Here is a 17,632-nt window from a genome sequence, read left to right as displayed (position 1 = left end):
TCAGCCTTTCGGATCCCACACCATACCGCCTTCGATTCCTCCAGCAGTCCTTCCAATTCTCCATTTTTCCTCCTACGACCCCATCAGCAGCTTTTCCATCCATCATTCCACCTATGATTCCTTCAGAGTCCTTCCAATCCTTCCATCACACCTATACCTACCACCCAATCGCCGCACCATCGCAGCGTCGGTCCGTTCCCCCACTGCGGTATCCATTGTCATCTATCGAAATCATGTGAGCGTGACCCATAATCCCATCATAGTCATCTACTTTCCGGACAATATGACCGGCTGCGGCCAAATCTGCCAGCACCTCATCAGCTACCCTGCTCTCCACCTTCAGTTCTTGCGTAGGCTCTCCCCACGTTCTCCCCCACACAAAACGCGGCTCATTCACAGCCATTTGTGGATTCATGCCATAATGCAGCATCCGTGTGAGCAGCAGGGTTTGAGTCTGTGGTTGACCTTCGCCACCTTGCGTCCCGTACAGAATCGCAGGTTTGCCCTCGCGGCAGGCCATCGCTGGCATCAGTGTGTGGAAGCTGCGCTTATGCGGCTCAAGCGTATTGATGTGCCCGGGGTCCAGCGAAAAAAACGAACCTCGATTCTGCAGCAGAATCCCAGTATCCCCAGCGGCCACACCCGAACCAAATTCAAAATACAGACTCTGAATAAAAGAGACCGCATTCCCGTCCTCATCCACAACCGCAGCATAAGCTGTATCACTGCCGATAGGCTGACTTGTCAGTTGCGCAGCTTTTTGCATCGAGATGGTAGACGCTAATTGTCCTGCATAACGTTTATCCAGCAGCTGCTCCAAAGGAATAGCACTAAAATCCGGATCTGTAAGCACCCTATCCCGATCGCGGAAGCTTAGCTTCAACGCTTCAACAAGCAGGTGATAATATTCATACGAACCATGCCCGATTGCTTCAAAATTGTAATGTTCCAATAAATTAAGACTCATTAGTCCAGTGAAACCTTGAGAATTAGGCGGCACTTGATATACCGTATGCCCGTGATAATCCGTATGAATCGGCTCGACCCAATCCCCCTTATGATCCGCAAAGTCATCCCGAGTCAAATACCCGCCAGTTGCCAGCATATAGTCACAGATGTCCTCCGCAATCTTCCCCTTATAAAAAGCATCCCGCCCACCCGCCGCCAATGTCCGCAGGGTGGCCGCCAGCTGTTTTTGCTGGAATCGCGATCCAGCACAAGGAATCACGCCGCCTGGCGTGTAAATCGCTGCCGCCTCCGGCGACAGCGCAGAGCCCGCAACAGCCGTGTTATTCCGCTGATCCGGCGACAGCGGAAATCCCTCCAAAGCATAACCAATGGCAGGCTCCAGTACCTCCGCCAGCATAAAGCGGCCATACTTACTCAGTATGGCATCCCAACTGTCCGCCATCCCCGGCACCGTAATGGCGCTGCGAATCCCCCGCCGCGGGATGAAAGCTTCCCCGGCATAGCTGCTTCTGCGGACTCCGTACCCGGAGCGCCCGCTTCCGTTATAGGCCCGAACACGCGCCTCTTGCGTGTTATAGGTCAACCAAAAGGAATCTCCGCCTAGCCCCGTCATATGCGGATATACAACAGCTAGTGTCGCACTGATCGCCACCGCTGCATCAAAGGCATTACCCCCTTTTTCCAACATACGTGCACCAGCAGCCGAGGCTAAATAATGGGGGCTAACTACCATAGTTTTTGTGCCTATTACGGGTTTCTCCGCCATGTTCCGTCCCCCTATCTTTTACGGGTTTCTCCGCTCCGCCATGCCCTTCCCTCTATGTTTTTCGGGTTTCTTCCCCATGCCATTCCTCTACGTTTTACGGGTTTCTCCCCTCCACCATGCCCATCCCCCTATGTTTTACGGGTTTTTCCGCCATGTCCCAACTCCTTATTTTTTGCGGCGGGTTTCTCCATCATATTCAATCTCCTATATTCTGCGGCGGGTTCAGCTGCGAGCTCCCTATAACTTCTGACTTAATTAGTGTCATTTAACATTACACGAAAATCCTTTGTCAATCGGTTACGCTGAAACGCAAAATAAACCTCTTCTTTTTGTGAGCTATGCACAAATAAGAGGTCATCTTTGTTTAACCTTGTAGATTCACGCCTACGAATATTATAAAATCATTTTAATTACAGGGAGCCGCATACTGCCATGGCGTACTACCGTCACCTTTTGCCGCCATATGGCTGTCTATCTCGGTTATGTCTAGTCACCTTTTGCCGCCATATAGCTGTCTATCTCGGTTATGTCTTGTGGCTACCTATCTCAAATATGTATAGCTGCATCTAACCTTAGTAATCTTAGCCACTTTTAGAGGGGGGCTTGTGCTTTGAAACACCGAATAAACAATTTATTTTAAAATATATTGCGATAACACGGCCTGCACCTCGTAAATATTTACGGATTTATTGAAGGTCTTCTTCACCGGAAGCGTGCTGCTGGAAATGTAGATACATAGCTCCGCATCCAAGTCAAAATGCCCTGCCGTCTCCACGGAATAATGCGAGATGCTTTTGTAAGGGATCGAATGATATTCTGTTTTCTTGCCCGTCAGACCTTGTTTATCCACCAGAATAAGCCGCTTGTCCGTAAAAATGAACATATCTCTAATCAGCTTATAGGCGCGTTCGATTTTCTCCTGAGGAGCAAGAATTTGTGCGTATTCCCGCTGGACCTCCGTAAGATTTACTTGTGATGCATTGCCCATTAATCCGTCAAAAAGTGCCATATCTCTTCCTCTTTTCATCCGTTAAATTTAGCCACTTGCCCCCCACTACAGAACCATATTATTCTATTTTTCATATTCTATGCTGTGTAAAAATACTCTCTGACATCTTTTTACTTGCTTATTTTCTGATTTTTGATTACACTGTCATTAAATTTACTAAGAGAGGGGTGTGGAAGGAATGGATCACAATTGGACCAACAGTGTTATGAGTCGGCTACCTAAAGCGATAGCTGGCATTGCTCATGTAAATGGCGATAACGGGAGAAGTCTGTCCATTTGTATGAATTTAATAACACTACACAATTGTGAAATGCCTTTCCTGCCATCACCCGGACGGATCAGTTAACCGGAGAATGATAAGGCCGTGGGGAAATTTCCCTACGGTCTTTTTTTATGGTTTTTTACAGGATTTCGGAGCCATTTAGGGTACTGGCGGTGCGAAGGGCATTCTTAAAGGAGAATATATATGATCATCCAATGCCAAAATGTTCAAAAATACCACGGGGCACAACTCGTGCTGAATAGCATTACCTTCGATATCCGCCAAGGGGAAAAAATTGGCCTGATCGGCCGTAACGGCTGTGGCAAAACGACACTATTCCACCTGCTGAACGGGGAGGAACGCCCCGATGAAGGGCAAATCTCAATACGCAAAGGCAGCGTAGTAGGTCTGTTAGCTCAAATTCAAGAAGTTAACGAAAAAGAAACCGTATATGATGTTCTGCAGCGCAGCTTTGCCGAACCTTTGCAATGGCAGCACCGCCTGCGGGAGCTTGAGCTTGAAATGTCCAGCTTTAACAACGGAACGGATGAAATCCTCTGGAATCGGCTGCTGAAAGAATATGGCAGCTTGCAGGATAAGTTCGAGGCCGCCGGAGGTTACGAGATCGAATCCTCTATTCAGCGCGTAGCCTCGGGTCTCGGGATTGGAACCGGACAATACAGCCGATTGTTCGCCTCTCTTTCAGGAGGAGAAAAAACAAAAGTCGGACTTGCGGAGCTGCTGCTGCGCCGTCCAGACATCCTTCTATTGGATGAACCAACCAATCATCTCGATATGAACGCCATTGAATGGTTGGAGCAATTTTTACAGAGTTATGATGGAACAGTGCTTGCGATCTCCCATGACCGTTACTTTCTGGACGCTGTAGTCAAGAAAGTGATCGAGATTGAGGATGGCGAGGCCTTTACCTTCCATACCAACTACAGCGGCTACCAAGTGGAGAAGGAAACACGACTTCTTCAACAATTTGCCGATTATCAAGAGCAGCAGAAAAAAATAAAACAAATGCAGGAAAGCATCAAACGTCTCATTGAATTTGGCAATCGCGGGACACCTCCTAACCCTTCCTTTTACCGGAGAGCAGCATCCATGCAAAAAGCACTGGATCGTATGGTGAAGGTTAAACGTCCTATTCTGGAGCGCAAATCGATGGATTTGCAGCTACAGCAAAATGACCGTTCCGGTAATCAGGTTGTCATTTTGGAGGATATCGGAAAAGCATATGGTCAGCGAAGCCTTTTCGCAGAGGCAAACGAAGTACTTCGCTACGGAGAGACTACGGCACTCATCGGCGGTAACGGGGCAGGTAAAAGTACACTTTTAAGAATTATTTTAGGGCAGGAAACCCCGGACAGCGGAAGCTGTACACTCGGCTCAAGAACTGTGGTCGGCTACCTCGCACAAGAGGCTGTTCCTGAAAATAACAAACAGTCTGTACTCCGCTACTTCCGCGAAGAAGCTGGACTTGAAGAAGGTGAAGCACGCGGGCAGCTTGCACATTTCCTATTTTATGGTCCCGATGTATTCAAAGACATTACGAATCTGTCCGGTGGTGAATGGACCCGCCTGCGTTTCGCTGTACTAATGCATCGCAAGCCAAATCTGCTGATTCTGGATGAGCCGACCAATCATCTGGACATAGATTCTCGTGAAGCACTCGAAGAAGCATTAGAGGAATTTCCAGGCACGGTTCTGGCGGTATCTCATGACCGTTATTTCATCAATCGCCTATTTCACAAACTATGGTCCATTGAAGACGGGCGGTTTGGAGTGTTCAACGGAAACTATGAATATTACAAGGAAAAACAAGCTGAAAAAGCATTACTAGCTCCCTCTTTTGCGGATCAAGCTAAACCTGTCTCTGCAGAACGAACAAGTTCACGCCCTGATAAGCCTCAATCTAACGATTCAGGGAAAGAAACCAACGCTAAATCCACCAGTTCCCGTAGGAAAAACGCCACCTTCGACTGGGAAACGGCCATTGCAGAGGTAGAGGAACGCCTTGGCGTGATCGATGCTAAGATGTTAGATCCCCTGATCAGCAGCGATGCAGCTGAACTTGCTGAGCTGCAACAAGAACGTGATGCGATACAGGAACAGTTGGATGAGCTCTATACAGGATGGATGGAGACAACTGGTCTATAGAATAGATTGATCTATAAGGAGATGAGCATATGAGCAACAAAGAGAAGATTAAGTTATTGTGGAAAGAATACACCCAGCTTCATCCACAAACAGCGGATAACTATGACGCCTGGGCCTTTGGTGACAGTCCCCAGATGGCCGATGAACTGCTCGATCTGGTGATTCGTGGGATCAAGACAGGAACTGCTTCAAATTATGATATATTTGAAACTTGTGACGAGACGTTTCCGCAAGTTGGCAGTCACAGTATCGTGCTGGATGGATCTGGTGATCCGCGGGCAATAATTGTTACTACAGATGTACAAATTATACCTTTTGATGAGGTTAGCGCTGAGTTTGCCTATACTGAAGGAGAAGGTGACCGGACGCTTAAGTCATGGCGTCATGATCATGAGCAGTTCTTCACCAGAGAATCCTTAAAATTCTTAAACAAACCCTTTGATCCAAAGATGAAAGTTGTTTGTGAGAACTTTAGAGTGGTATATACAAAAGACTAAGATCTTCAGAAAACGCAAAAGGCTGTCTCTTCCACAAGGAAGGGACAGCCTTTTGTGTATACTATAAAATCAACAGAATTAGATCCTCATTAATTTATGGTTTAGTGCCAAAATCCCAAAATCCAGCCAATAACAGAGATCCATAACGGAATGCTGATTAAAATACCCCAAACCAGCCCAGTGGCAATATTGCCTTCTGCAGGACGCACCACATTTTCCTGTTTCAATGGAATGCTCAATTCTTCTTGTTCCATGCGATCCCCTCCTAAAATATCTTATCGTCACAGTAGAGGAAAAAATGTAGACCGCTCGACCCAAAAAATTAAAATTTTGAATTTTGGTAGATATAAAGGCTCAGCGGCCAAACCGTTGTAAGTGCTTACATATTAGTTATTAACCAAATTTTGAATAATTAAAAACTTAAATTTGCGGAAGTCATACAGTATATGCAGATTCTTAGTCCAATATTACTACTTTTTCCGGATTTCGTAAATATTCAAACATCGTCCGAATCTGTGCCTCTGTATTCCGCTCCGCTGAAAGCTCAGGCAGCTTATCTTCAGCAAAAAACGAAACTTCGCTTGTCTCTACCCCTTCCATTGCCTCTCCGCCCACGATGCGGCATAAAATAAAGAACTTGTACACGTGATAAGGCTCCGGCGGATGGTTATGAAATTTCTTATCCAGTACAGCCAGTAAGCGAACTGCTTCTGCCTCAAAACCCGATTCCTCTTTGATTTCTTTCACAACAACTTCGCTCGGCGACAGTCCAATGTCCCCCCAGCCACCAGGAAGCGCCCAATTCCCGTCCAACTTCTCGCGAACAAGTAGAATTTTATCCTCCCGGAATACAACACCACGGACATCAACTTTTGGGGTAGCATAACCCCCTTCACCCGCAAAGGAGAGTCTAATTCTCTCCTTGCTTTCGAAGGTATAATTAGCGAGGATATCTACACTGAGCTCACGCAAAGCTTGATACCGTTCTATATCATAAACATCCTTAGCATAAGTTAATCCAGTCTGTGCGATGGCCTGAATTTCTTTGGCCCACGTTAACCATTTCTGCTCCATTGCTGCACCCCTTTTTCGGTACCTTGATTAGGATTACTGGCAAAGTATTAAATGACGCGAGAAGGCTCCTTTTTTAGCTTCACAACGGTCTATGATTGTAAATCCAGCTTCAGTGATCATCTCGTCCATCGGTTCAATCGCAACGATAACCACCCGATCTGCAATCCGGCGCGCATTCACTAGAATCGCGAACTGCTCCTCAGGTGTAATACTAGAATATAGATTATATGGCATATCTACAATGGCTACATCGTAATGATCAGTGATATCCGCAATATCCCCGAGCGTAACCTCACTGGTGAATCCAAAATGGGCAATATTTGTTCTCGCACCGATAGCAATCATAGGGTTAATATCACGTCCAACCATATCGATTCCCATTGACAAGGCTTCTACCATTACAGTTCCAATACCGCAGCAAGGATCTATAGCACGTATACCTTCAGGATTCGGAATAGCCATATTAACCGCGGCACGGGCAACACGTGTACTAAGCGCGATAGAATAGCTGCGTGGCTTCTTCATTTGGCGGAACCAAGTTGCCTTGTTTTTATGATAAGATCCGAAGTACCAGCGTCCACCCAGCGTAACAATGCCGTATACCAGCTCCGGATGGTTAACATCCGCTTCTCCTTCAATCCGCAACCCAATTTCCCGCTCGATCACTCTGCGCTCATCATACTCTATTTTGTCTGAAGGGCCCAGATCGTTGGTCTTCACAAAAATAACCTTAAACGTCTTGCCGCCAAGCTCCACCTGCTCCGTTTGATCATAAATCTCAGGCAGACTGTCCCCTTCATACATTACATCTATCCGCTCTTTAATGAAGGGACTGCGGCTGACATCCACCTCAACCTCACTCTTAAAAAGAACAGTCGGCACCTGCTCGCCAAAAAGACATCGCAGCTCCATCTGACACAGCGATAACTCGTCCTCTGAACAGGTGTAAGTATAAATAAATGTGTTTGTTCCACTTTCCTTATGCAATATAATCCATCCTCTATCCCAGTGAATTGTTCTGCTGTCTTGTTACTCCTGTGTGTCGTGCTGGTGGTCATAATCTATACGCGCTTTGGCGATCTTCCCATTGTTTTTGTTGACCCAGTCCACAAGCGAGGTTAAAGGTCCCAACAATGATTCTCCTATGCTCGTCAGACCGTATTCCACAGTCAATGGGACTGTAGGCGTCGCTTTACGCCAAACTAATCCATCCCGTTCCAAATGGCGCAGGGTCTGGGTCAGCATCCGTTGTGATATCCCTCCAGAGCGTCTTTGCAACTCTTTGAACCGCAAAGCTTCAGCACCTAAATTGACTATGATCAGTACACTCCATTTATCTCCGACCCTGTCCAGAATCTGGCGGGTAATGGAGCAATCCTCCAGCATCGGCATGAACCGGGTGGGTTCTTCCTTTGAATGTTCCAACTGTGGTTACCTCCATGTAACTTAAGCATGTAATAGTGCCTTCTTGTCCCTCAAGCCTATTCAGCTTATCATGGTTACTGTTAGTAATCAACAACCGGAAAGGAACTAATAAATCATGAAAAAGACCATTGCCATCATAGGTGCTGGACCCGGCTTAGGACTCTCAATCGCCAAAAAATTCGGAGCCAACGGATTTCAAGTGGCATTAATCTCTCGAAATGAAGAGAAGCTGAACACCCTTGTTCAGGAACTGCAAGCACTGAATATCGAGGCTGCTGCTTTTCCTGCCGACGTATACAATAAAGAACAAGTAGCCACAGCCTTCGATAATATCAAGAAAAAATACGGCTTTATCGATGTGCTCGAGTTCAGCCCGACAAGTGGAAATTACCCTCCTACTCCTGCTTCACAAGTAACAGAAGAAAATGCACAGGATGCCTTTCAGGCACTGGTTGTAGCCGCTATCCGCAGCGTAGCACAGGTCTTGCCTGAGATGCTGGAGAAACGCAGCGGCGCACTGCTGTTCACAACCGGATTGTCCTCCATCTATCCCATGCAGATGATGGGTAATGTAGGCATTGCGCTTAGCGGATTAAGAAACTACGCACTTAACCTGCATGCAGATTTGGCTCCACAAGGAATCTATGTAGGTCATTTAGCACTTGGTGTATTCATTAAACCCGGCACCGCTACAGATCCAGGACTCATCGCTAATGTTTGGTATGAGATGTATATGAACAAAAGCAAAGCTGAGGATACTTTTCCCCAAGGTGTGACACCGGCTACAATCATCTGGTGAGAGGTTTGCCCCATCGCTTTTGATCCATAGTGAGTTCTCCAGTATAATGGTTCCTATAGAATGCTAAACAAGACGGTCACGCATGGCCAATAAGCTTATGCCCAGGCGCTTACAAAGCCGGTTTTGCGCAGCAAAACTTAAGGAGGTACATACTCACTATGTCATACGAAACGTATTTTTCAACCCACCGGGATGAACATCTCGAAGAACTAAAACAATGGCTCAGAATTCCAAGTATTTCTGCCTTATCTGAACATAAGGACGATGTACTGAAGGCAGCCCATTGGCTGACAGACACCCTGAAAAAAGCCGGACTTGAGAACATTGAGTTGCATCCGACAGCGGGACATCCCGTTATATATGCCGATTATCTTCATGCTCCAGGCAAACCAACTATTCTCGTGTATGGTCACTACGATGTACAACCAGTAGATCCATTAAACCTATGGACCACACCTCCATTTGAACCAGAGATTCGTGATGGCAAGCTTTATGCACGCGGAGCAACAGATGACAAAGGACAAGTATTCGTTCACCTCAAAGCCATTGAGGCGATCCTGAAACAAGAAGGTACTCTTCCTGTGAATCTCAAGCTTTGCATCGAAGGTGAAGAAGAAATCGGCAGTGTGAATCTGCCTCCGTTCCTTGAAGCCAATAAAGAAAAGCTCGCTGCGGATGCGGTGTTAGTCTCCGATACATCCCTATTGGAACGCGGTCGTCCTGCCATCTGCACTGGGCTACGTGGTCTAGCTTCCCTTGAAGTTGATGTAACTACCGCTTTGACAGACCTGCACTCTGGTTCTTACGGCGGTGGCGTTCCGAATGCATTGCATGCCCTAGTATCTTTGCTAAGCTCGCTTCATGACGACAAAGGACGCGTATCTGTAGACGGATTCTATGATGGCGTTCCTGAACTTTCCCCAATGCTGCGGGAAGAATTCGTGAAGCAAGGTGTGAATGAAGATAAAATCCGCGAAGGTCTTGGATTGGAATCGTTATACGGCGAAGAAGGTTATTCCTTTGTAGAACGGATTGGCGCTCGTCCTACGCTTGAGCTTAACGGCGTATACGGCGGTTTCCAAGGGGAAGGCAGTAAGACGGTTATCCCTAAAGAAGCACATGCGAAGATTACCTGCCGCTTAGTTGGCGATCAGGATCCACAGCATATCCTCGATGCCGTTGAAGCACATCTGAAGGCTAATATTCAGACCGGAGCGAAAGTGCATGTTAAGCAAATGGAGAAGGCACGTGCCTTTAACATCGATCCGTCGAATCCTATTCTGCAAACTGCAGCAGACGCATATGGCAAAGTATATGGAACCCGTGCCCTCTTCACCAAAGACGGCGGCTCCATTCCGATCATGGAGAGCTTCTCCCGTGTGCTGGAAGCACCTGTCGTTCTGATGGGCTTTGGTCTCGATGATGAGAACCTGCATGCACCGGATGAGCATTTCAACCTGGAGAACTTCGACAAGGGATTACTCACCATTGTTGAGTTCCTAAAGACTGTTTAAGATACACAAGCTACAAACAAATAAAGCCAGGTTCCCTAAGTTGGGAGCCTGGCTTTTTAGTATGCGGCCAAACAAAAGAGCATCATTGCTTAGTCCATTTATAAAACCACCATACCATTGCTATCACAAATATTACCCTTCATGTAATACCGGTTTGTTAGCTAACTGTTCATGTTCGGGTTCAATGTGAATCAACACCTGGGCACGTTCAAATATGCCTTGAATGGCTAGTTCAATTTCGTCGCATAATTGATGCGCAGTAGCAACACTCATTTTAGAAGGAATCACAAGATGAAAGTCGACATACTCTTCTGGACCAGATCGGCGGGTACGAAAATCATGAAATTCAATATATCGCCCTTGAAATAACTTTATGACATGTAATATTTCATTTTCTTCTGCCTCAGTTAATCGTGCATCCAACAGCGGAGGAAATGACTCCTTTAGAAGCTTATAGGCTTCACCCATAATATACAGAGCCAACACAATCCCAATGACAGGGTCGAGTATCGTCCATCCAGTGAGGGTAACCAATAATAAACTGAATGCAACACCCAAAGAGGTGAAAACATCCGTAAGCAAATGCAGAGCATTCGATTTCATAGCCACAGAGTGAAGTTCGTCTGCCTTCTTTTTAACCTTGCGTGAAACCATATAATTGATCCCCGCTCCGACCACCATCACAATAATGCCCAAAAAGGGAAGTTCGATCGCGGTTGGATTCATTATTTTATGAACACACTCATCTATAATCCAGAATCCAGCTACAAAAATAAGCAACGTTTCAATCGTCCCTGAGATATTCTCCACTTTGCCATGACCATAAGGATGAGTTTTATCCGCAGAACGACTTGACCATCGGACCGAGAAAAAAGCAATCAACGAAGCAACTAAATCTAAGGAGGAGTGGATCGCTTCCGAGATAATTGCTACTGAACCTGTAAGTACTCCGACTATAAGCTTTAAAGAAACGATAAATGTATTGCTAAGTACAGATAGGAACGCAATCTTTGCACCATTCAAAATTTTCACAACCTTTTCTTAAAAGTACGCTATATTAAAGTTTTTCCATTAGGCAAATAGTATAAACAAAAAAAATCCCACCAACCAATATAGGCTGATGGGATATAAAAAAACCCTTGCATCGCAAGGATTTGGAAGTTTGAATTATGGAGCGGGTGATGGGAATCGAACCCACGCTATCAGCTTGGAAGGCTGAAGTTCTACCATTGAACTACACCCGCACTAGAAAGTGAATACAAGAGTTATTGTATCATCTCTACAAGTAAAAATCAACATTTTTTTAGTTTACAGGGAAGCGCCGAGGGGTGCCTTTTTTAAAAATATCGCCTCAAACTCTGCTGGTTGAATAGGTTTGCTGAACAGAAATCCTTGAGCTTCATGACAATGCTGCTCCCGCAGAAATTGCAGCTGCTCCTTGTTCTCCACACCCTCAGCCGTAACCTTCAGCTTCAAATGATGCGCCATAGAAGTGATTGTAGAGACTATAGCAGCATTGTTGCTGTCCTCCATAACCTCTGATACGAACGACCTGTCGATTTTCAATCTGTCGATCGGCATGTTCTTTAGATAATGCAGGGAGCTGTAGCCTGTACCAAAATCATCAATACTGATGAAGACACCAAGCTCTTTCAGACGTTTCAGCTGATCAAAGGCTGTTTCTTTATCCAAGGTCATACTCTCAGTAATCTCAAGGTCCACATAACACGGATCTAATCCAATGTCGGTTAAGATGGTATGAATCCTCCCTGCTAGATTGGGCTGAAGGAATTGCCGCATAGATAGGTTGATGGAGACGCAAATCGGCACATAGCCGGCCAGCTGCCATTTTTTATTCTGCAGACAAGCTGTTTTGAGTACCCATTCCCCAATCGGAACAATGAGTCCACTCTCCTCAGCTAACGGGATAAATTCCGCAGGAGAGACCAGACCACGCTTCGGATGATTCCAGCGGAGCAGAGCTTCCATTCCTACGATCTCTTCCGTCTCCAGCAAAACCTTTGGCTGATACACCAGAAAGAATTCATTGCGTTCAAGCGCTCTGCGGAGGTCATTTTCCAGCTTTAGACGTTCCTTTGCTTTCATCTGCATGGCTGGGATATACCGGCGAATCTCTACTCCCTGTTCCTTGGCATTATGTACAGCCGTATCAGCATTCTGAATTAGATGTTCCGCAGTTTCACCATCCCCGGGATAAATACTTAACCCCATACTAAGCGAAATATGGTACTCCCCCGACTCTAAGGCAATAGGCACCTCAAATAATCTATGCAGCTCCGTAGCTCGAACCAAACATTCTCCAAGACTTGCTCTCTCCATCATAAGAAAAGCGAACTCATCCGCCCCCATACTATAAAGCTCTTCAGTAGATTTAGCCTCATTCACAAGGCGCTCAGACACCAGCTTCAGTAAATGGTCTCCGGCAAAATGGCCCAGGGAGTCATTTATATTCTTGAAATGATTAATATTCATAATAGCTAACGCTGAGAATTTATCGCTCGTTTTCTTCTCTCCAGCAATAATCATCTCTTCTACACGCTGCGTCAGACGACGTCTATTGGGAAGTCCCGTTAAATCATCATGATAGGCTAAATAATTGATCCGTTCCTCAGCCAACTGCTTTTCGTAAAAGGGTTCTTCAATCGTCAGACGATATACTCCAGTAAGAAGCAAATAGTATGCAACACCGCTACACACCATTCCAAAAAGATCATCTATATTGCCACTACTGAACGGACTCATAAAAAAGGCTTGGCCCAAAGAGAAAAAGATAAGTGCTCGAATAATAATAAGCAGGGAGGCTGACTTTTCACTTTTTTCAGGAAATACAATAACTGCAACACCTGCCAAGTAAACAAAAAGAACTGCCAAATCAGCAATCTGCTTCAAAGGATTCATCCAAGGTTTAGTTAAAAACTGAGGTAACGCCGAGTGGCTGAATATAAACAAAACAATGGAAAGCACAATCAGCATGAAGGCTATTCTAAACAACTTTCTTTTTTCAGAGACAGACACGGGCTTATCTTCCCTGCTAAAAATAAACAACATTCCTAAACCGCTGATTAGTCGTGAGAGGGTTCGCAGCCACAACGATTCTTCAAAAGTTATGAATGATGAAATCAACGGGATGCCCACAAAACCCAGTGTATGCAAAAAATCAATAATACATATTCCACCAAAAAGAGCAGCGGCATATAATCTTCCTTTAGATAATCTGCTAGAGAAGAATAACCAGCCCTGTGCAAATATTGCAAATCCAAAAGCAACATTACAGCAGCCGACAATGAGATAGAGAGAAGAAATAATATCCCAATCGTCCAATCGGTTAAGCGATGTATGGAAAATTTGAATTAAAAGGAACAGCAAGGCGCCTACAGCAGCTGCTTGAATTGTCTTTTTCTCTTCTTGTCTCATAAGTCCCTCGCGTCTGAAAATAATATCTATTAATTAACATTCAAGTATAGTTATGTCCTACGTATAAATATCGGCGGGATAGGACTTTTAAGTTACATTTCTTTTATCGGCATTCAAATGGAAGGCGCGTTTATAAGTTATATATTCATAAATCTTGCATAAATATAAACCATTTTCTGCTAGCAGGCAACCAAAAAAGCACTTCCCCCTACGAAAGGGTTCAGTGCTTCTAAGAAACTCAGGTTTATTTGTCACCAAAGGTTACTTCTGGTGTTGTAAGCTTATCAAAAAAATCAACGGATTTATCCTTGTCTGCAGATGCACGAAGTGCCATTGCTGAACGTGGATGCTCATCAAGTGTACCTGTGATCATATAAGGAATGATATAGCCCCACTCCTCTTTCTCACGCAAAGGAATCATCAGGCGTTCAATAATATCAAGCACAGGGCGCAAGGAGTAACGTGTATTCTTCAAATGAGTTACTAACAGCTCTGTAGGGCAATTTCCTGCAGCTCGTCCCATCCCATAACAAGAAGCATCCAGTAACTCTACACCATTCTCAGCAGCAATCAACGTGTTGGAGAACGCCAACTGAAGATTATTGTGAGTATGTACGCCTAGACGTTTGTTTGGCAGATGTGTCTTGAACTTCTCAACCAGATAATTCATGTCATTGTGATCCAAGCTGCCGTATGAATCTACAATATATACCACATCAACAACGCTCTCACGGATCATTTCAAAAGCTTCCAACAATTCATTCTCCATAACATTAGACAAAGCCATAATGTTGATCGTTGTCTCATAGCCTAGATCATGGAAAGTTTGTACCAATTGGAGGGCTTTCTCTACATCTTTGCTGTAGCATGCCACACGAATCAAATCCAGCATACTTTCGCTGCGGGGCAAAATATCATTCTCATCCACGCGGCCGATATCAACCAAAGCAGATAGCTTGGTGTGACCTTTTTGCGGAATCACTTTACGCAGGAAATCATCGTCCAGAAAACGCCATGGTCCGGCACCCTCTGCTCCTTTGAGCAATTTTGGTGAATTTTTATAACCGATTTCCATATAATCAACACCAGCTTCATTCAAGCCGGCATATAAGTTTTGTACAAATTCCACACTAAAATCCCAGTTGTTCACTAGGCCCCCATCTCGGATGGTGCAGTCAACAATCTTACATTGATTAGTCTTCATAATTATCTCCCTTCAACTATTGCAATCATTATAACCGCGAATATAGCTTTACTATGCAATTTATATCGTATAATCATACTTTAATGAAGAATAAAATGTAAAGGAATTTCATCTTCTTCTCCTTAATGCTATTACCACATCGTGTCAGCGACAATGATCACAGTAAATAAGCCCTAAAAATGCTACATTACAAGAAAATCATTGAGATTGATTATCAGTCTCTTTTGGAGGGATAAAAATGGCTTCTACCTCTTGCTCATTGCTGCGACTACAACCGGGTTCGACCGGATATATTCATAAAATAGAAGGAATCAATCCTATCCTACGCCGTCGTCTGGCTGATCTTGGAGTGTCCGAGGGTGTGAGCATTCGCCTGAAAGGAAAAGGACCTTTTTTAGGACCTATTACCTTAGAGTGCAATGGACAACTGTTCGCCATCCGCCGGAAGGAAGCTTCATTGATTGAGGTGAACGTGTCTTGAGTTCAATAGCACTTGTAGGTAACCCCAATACAGGTAAAACCTCTCTTTTCAATACGTTAACCTCCTCATACGAATATGTTGGTAACTGGTCAGGGGTAACGGTAGAAAAGAAGATCGGCAGCCTGAAGAACGGCGCTGGCAAGCTCATTGATTTGCCGGGCATCTATTCCTTGCACCCACTCTCACGCGATGAGGGGGTTGCTGCCCAGTATCTAATAGAAGAATCTCCAGAAGCCTTAATTAATATCGTGGATGCTTCACAGCTGGAACGAAATCTGCTGCTCACGCTTCAATTACTTGAGTATGGCAAACCTACCTTACTCGGACTGAATATGATTGACGTCGCTAATGCACGTGGAATTCGCATCAATCATGAAGTCTTACAATCACGACTGGGTATAACTGTCCTCCCGCTTGTTGCAAGAACGGGAAAAGGCTGCGCACAAGTCCTCAGTATTTTAGAGAAATCCTCTGCGATTCCCGCTGTAAAGTTCAAGTTGAACTACGGTGAGATTGTAGAGCATGCAATATCTTCTATAGAAAAGGAATTACTTCCTATCAAGGACTTACCAAATCACCGCTGGATTGCTCTACAGCTTATGGAGCAGAATCCGGTTATTCTTCATTTTCTGAAGACACGTATGGACACCACTCGCCTGCTAAACATCTGTGAATCCTGTCAGAGTGAGCTACAGATCAAAAAGCTGGCCCTGACGCTCCCCCAATGGATTCGCTCACAGCGGATGGATTATATCCACTCCATTTGTGAGGTTGTACTTGATACAACAACGCAGAAACCTCATAACTTAACAGAAAGATTAGATTCCATATTGACGCATCGTTTTCTAGGACTGCCCTTATTTATCTTCTTTATGTATGCTCTCTTTAAGACCACATTTGACTGGGTCGGCGGACCTCTATCAGATCTCCTCGATGGCCTGATCTCCGGACCGATTAGTGATGGAGCCAATTCCCTGCTTCAGACGCTTGGAGCATCCAGCTTCACGCATGCCCTGATTGTCGATGGATTAATTAGCGGTGTAGGGGGCGTCCTCGTCTTTGTCCCGCAAATCTTCATTCTCTTCCTGATCATTTCCTTCTTGGAGGATTCAGGATACATGGCTCGGGTTTGCTTATTAATGGACAGCACCATGGAACGTATGGGACTAAACGGAAAAGCATTTATTCCATTCATCATTGGCTTCGGCTGTAATGTACCTGCCATAATGGCGGCGCGCAGCATCGAACAGCCCAAAGACCGCATGCTGACCACCTTGCTAATGCCGCTGATGTCCTGTTCTGCGAGACTGCCTGTTTACGCTTTATTCGCAGCTGTGTTTTTTCCGGCGCAAGAGGCCGTATCAGTTCTGTCCATGTATGTGATGGGTATTGTGTTTGCTCTGATTCTTTGTAAGGTATTCTCTAAATATTTATTCAAAAATGAATCCTCAGTTTTCATGATCGAGCTTCCACCTTATCGTATGCCGCAGATCAAGACCTTATCGCGCAGCACTTGGGAAAAGGGCAAGGGTTTCCTGCGAAAAGCTGGAACTATTATTCTTGCAGGCTCAGCAATTATTTGGTTTATGTCTTATGCCGGTCCTGGCGGGTTTGATGTGGACATGGATCACAGCTTCCTGGCTAAGTTTGGGGGTATGATCGCACCGCTACTGGCACCGCTTGGTTTCGGAACATGGCAGGCTGGCTCTACGTTGGTTCCGGGATTTTTGGCAAAAGAGGTAGTAGTCTCTACCATGAATATCATCTATCATGCACCAGATGCTGCTGGTTTAGAAAATCAAATCTCTCAAGTCTTCACACCGCTAAGTTCGATCAGCTTCATGGCCTTTATCCTGCTTTATATTCCTTGTTTGGCTACTGTAGGGGTTATCAAAAAAGAAACAGCGTCTTGGAAATGGACCTTCTTCTCCATGGGGTATTCTCTCGTTCTGGCGTATATCGTATCTTTAATTATTTTTCAAGGCGGACGGTTATTAGGATGGTCGTAGACTTGTAAATTATAAGATTCTC

The 17,632-nt window shown here is 45.1% G+C and carries 16 protein-coding genes and 1 tRNA gene; 7 read left to right on the top strand and 10 right to left on the bottom strand.

Going from position 1 to position 17,632, the window contains the following annotated elements:
* Positions 1-157: 157 nt before the first annotated feature.
* The gene (ggt, locus tag MHH86_RS06565; RefSeq protein WP_076147567.1) at positions 158-1,735 is read right to left on the bottom strand and encodes a gamma-glutamyltransferase; all 1,578 of its coding nucleotides are present in this window, start codon (positions 1,733-1,735) and stop codon (positions 158-160) included.
* Between the two features lie 631 nt (positions 1,736-2,366).
* Entirely contained in the window at positions 2,367-2,744 is a 378-nt protein-coding gene (locus MHH86_RS06560) for a PH domain-containing protein (RefSeq protein ID WP_036680049.1), read from the bottom strand.
* A gap of 178 nt (positions 2,745-2,922) precedes the next feature.
* On the opposite strand from MHH86_RS06560, the gene MHH86_RS06555 reads away from it, so the two are divergent.
* The 3 genes from MHH86_RS06555 (at position 2,923) to MHH86_RS06545 (ending at position 5,669) form a co-directional block, all read left to right on the top strand.
* Positions 2,923-3,090 carry a hypothetical protein gene (locus tag MHH86_RS06555; RefSeq protein ID WP_162636617.1) on the top strand — a complete coding sequence of 56 codons (168 nt, stop codon included), beginning with the start codon at positions 2,923-2,925 and terminating at the stop codon, positions 3,088-3,090.
* A 120-nt stretch (positions 3,091-3,210) separates the two neighbouring features.
* Positions 3,211-5,172 (top strand): ABC-F family ATP-binding cassette domain-containing protein, encoded by a 1,962-nt coding sequence (locus MHH86_RS06550; RefSeq protein WP_342479662.1) that lies wholly within the window; start codon positions 3,211-3,213, stop codon positions 5,170-5,172.
* Between the two features lie 29 nt (positions 5,173-5,201).
* Positions 5,202-5,669, top strand: coding sequence for an ASCH domain-containing protein (locus MHH86_RS06545; RefSeq protein ID WP_342479661.1), 468 nt, complete (start codon positions 5,202-5,204; stop codon positions 5,667-5,669).
* Positions 5,670-5,770: 101 nt separating this feature from the next.
* On the opposite strand, the gene MHH86_RS06540 is transcribed toward MHH86_RS06545, so the two are convergent.
* From MHH86_RS06540 to MHH86_RS06525, 4 genes are all read right to left on the bottom strand, one after another.
* The gene (locus MHH86_RS06540) at positions 5,771-5,923 is read right to left on the bottom strand and encodes a hypothetical protein (RefSeq protein WP_155288093.1); all 153 of its coding nucleotides are present in this window, start codon (positions 5,921-5,923) and stop codon (positions 5,771-5,773) included.
* Between the two features lie 202 nt (positions 5,924-6,125).
* Complete coding sequence (locus tag MHH86_RS06535; RefSeq protein WP_076147563.1) at positions 6,126-6,743, bottom strand: NUDIX hydrolase; 618 nt, start codon at positions 6,741-6,743, stop codon at positions 6,126-6,128.
* Positions 6,744-6,776: 33 nt separating this feature from the next.
* On the bottom strand, positions 6,777-7,730 hold the full coding sequence (locus tag MHH86_RS06530; protein ID WP_076179192.1) for an RNA methyltransferase: 954 nt from the start codon (positions 7,728-7,730) through the stop codon (positions 6,777-6,779).
* Positions 7,731-7,772: 42 nt separating this feature from the next.
* Positions 7,773-8,168, bottom strand: coding sequence for a helix-turn-helix domain-containing protein (locus MHH86_RS06525; RefSeq protein ID WP_244886429.1), 396 nt, complete (start codon positions 8,166-8,168; stop codon positions 7,773-7,775).
* 115 nt (positions 8,169-8,283) lie between these two features.
* Between MHH86_RS06525 and MHH86_RS06520 the strand changes: the two genes are divergently transcribed.
* Together MHH86_RS06520 and MHH86_RS06515 are read left to right on the top strand one after the other, a co-directional pair.
* Complete coding sequence (locus tag MHH86_RS06520) at positions 8,284-8,967, top strand: SDR family NAD(P)-dependent oxidoreductase (RefSeq protein WP_076179191.1); 684 nt, start codon at positions 8,284-8,286, stop codon at positions 8,965-8,967.
* Positions 8,968-9,125: 158 nt separating this feature from the next.
* Positions 9,126-10,481: a dipeptidase gene (locus tag MHH86_RS06515; protein WP_036680069.1), complete on the top strand. Its 1,356-nt coding sequence runs from the start codon at positions 9,126-9,128 to the stop codon at positions 10,479-10,481.
* 132 nt (positions 10,482-10,613) lie between these two features.
* On the opposite strand, the gene MHH86_RS06510 is transcribed toward MHH86_RS06515, so the two are convergent.
* From MHH86_RS06510 to MHH86_RS06495, 4 genes are all read right to left on the bottom strand, one after another.
* Positions 10,614-11,504: a cation diffusion facilitator family transporter gene (locus MHH86_RS06510; RefSeq protein ID WP_036680071.1), complete on the bottom strand. Its 891-nt coding sequence runs from the start codon at positions 11,502-11,504 to the stop codon at positions 10,614-10,616.
* Positions 11,505-11,651: 147 nt separating this feature from the next.
* Positions 11,652-11,725: transfer RNA gene (locus tag MHH86_RS06505), tRNA-Gly, on the bottom strand.
* Between the two features lie 64 nt (positions 11,726-11,789).
* Positions 11,790-13,916 (bottom strand): EAL domain-containing protein, encoded by a 2,127-nt coding sequence (locus MHH86_RS06500; protein ID WP_036680073.1) that lies wholly within the window; start codon positions 13,914-13,916, stop codon positions 11,790-11,792.
* Positions 13,917-14,160: 244 nt separating this feature from the next.
* A complete protein-coding gene (locus MHH86_RS06495) occupies positions 14,161-15,120 on the bottom strand; it encodes an aldolase catalytic domain-containing protein (RefSeq protein ID WP_170914180.1) in 960 nt (319 codons plus the stop codon).
* A gap of 238 nt (positions 15,121-15,358) precedes the next feature.
* Between MHH86_RS06495 and MHH86_RS06490 the strand changes: the two genes are divergently transcribed.
* Together MHH86_RS06490 and feoB are read left to right on the top strand one after the other, a co-directional pair.
* Positions 15,359-15,601, top strand: a complete 243-nt coding sequence (locus MHH86_RS06490; protein ID WP_036680093.1) for a FeoA family protein — start codon at positions 15,359-15,361, stop codon at positions 15,599-15,601.
* A complete protein-coding gene (gene feoB / locus MHH86_RS06485; protein ID WP_076141105.1) occupies positions 15,598-17,610 on the top strand; it encodes a ferrous iron transport protein B in 2,013 nt (670 codons plus the stop codon). The genes MHH86_RS06490 and feoB overlap by 4 nt, the downstream gene beginning before the upstream one ends.
* Positions 17,611-17,632 lie beyond the last annotated feature (22 nt).

Source organism: Paenibacillus sp. FSL F4-0097 (assembly GCF_038593125.1).
In the GTDB taxonomy this organism is placed as follows: Bacteria; Bacillota; Bacilli; order Paenibacillales; family Paenibacillaceae; genus Paenibacillus_AQ; species Paenibacillus_AQ odorifer.
Note: the sequence above shows the minus strand (reverse complement) of the source record. Positions and strands in the feature narration are given on the sequence as shown.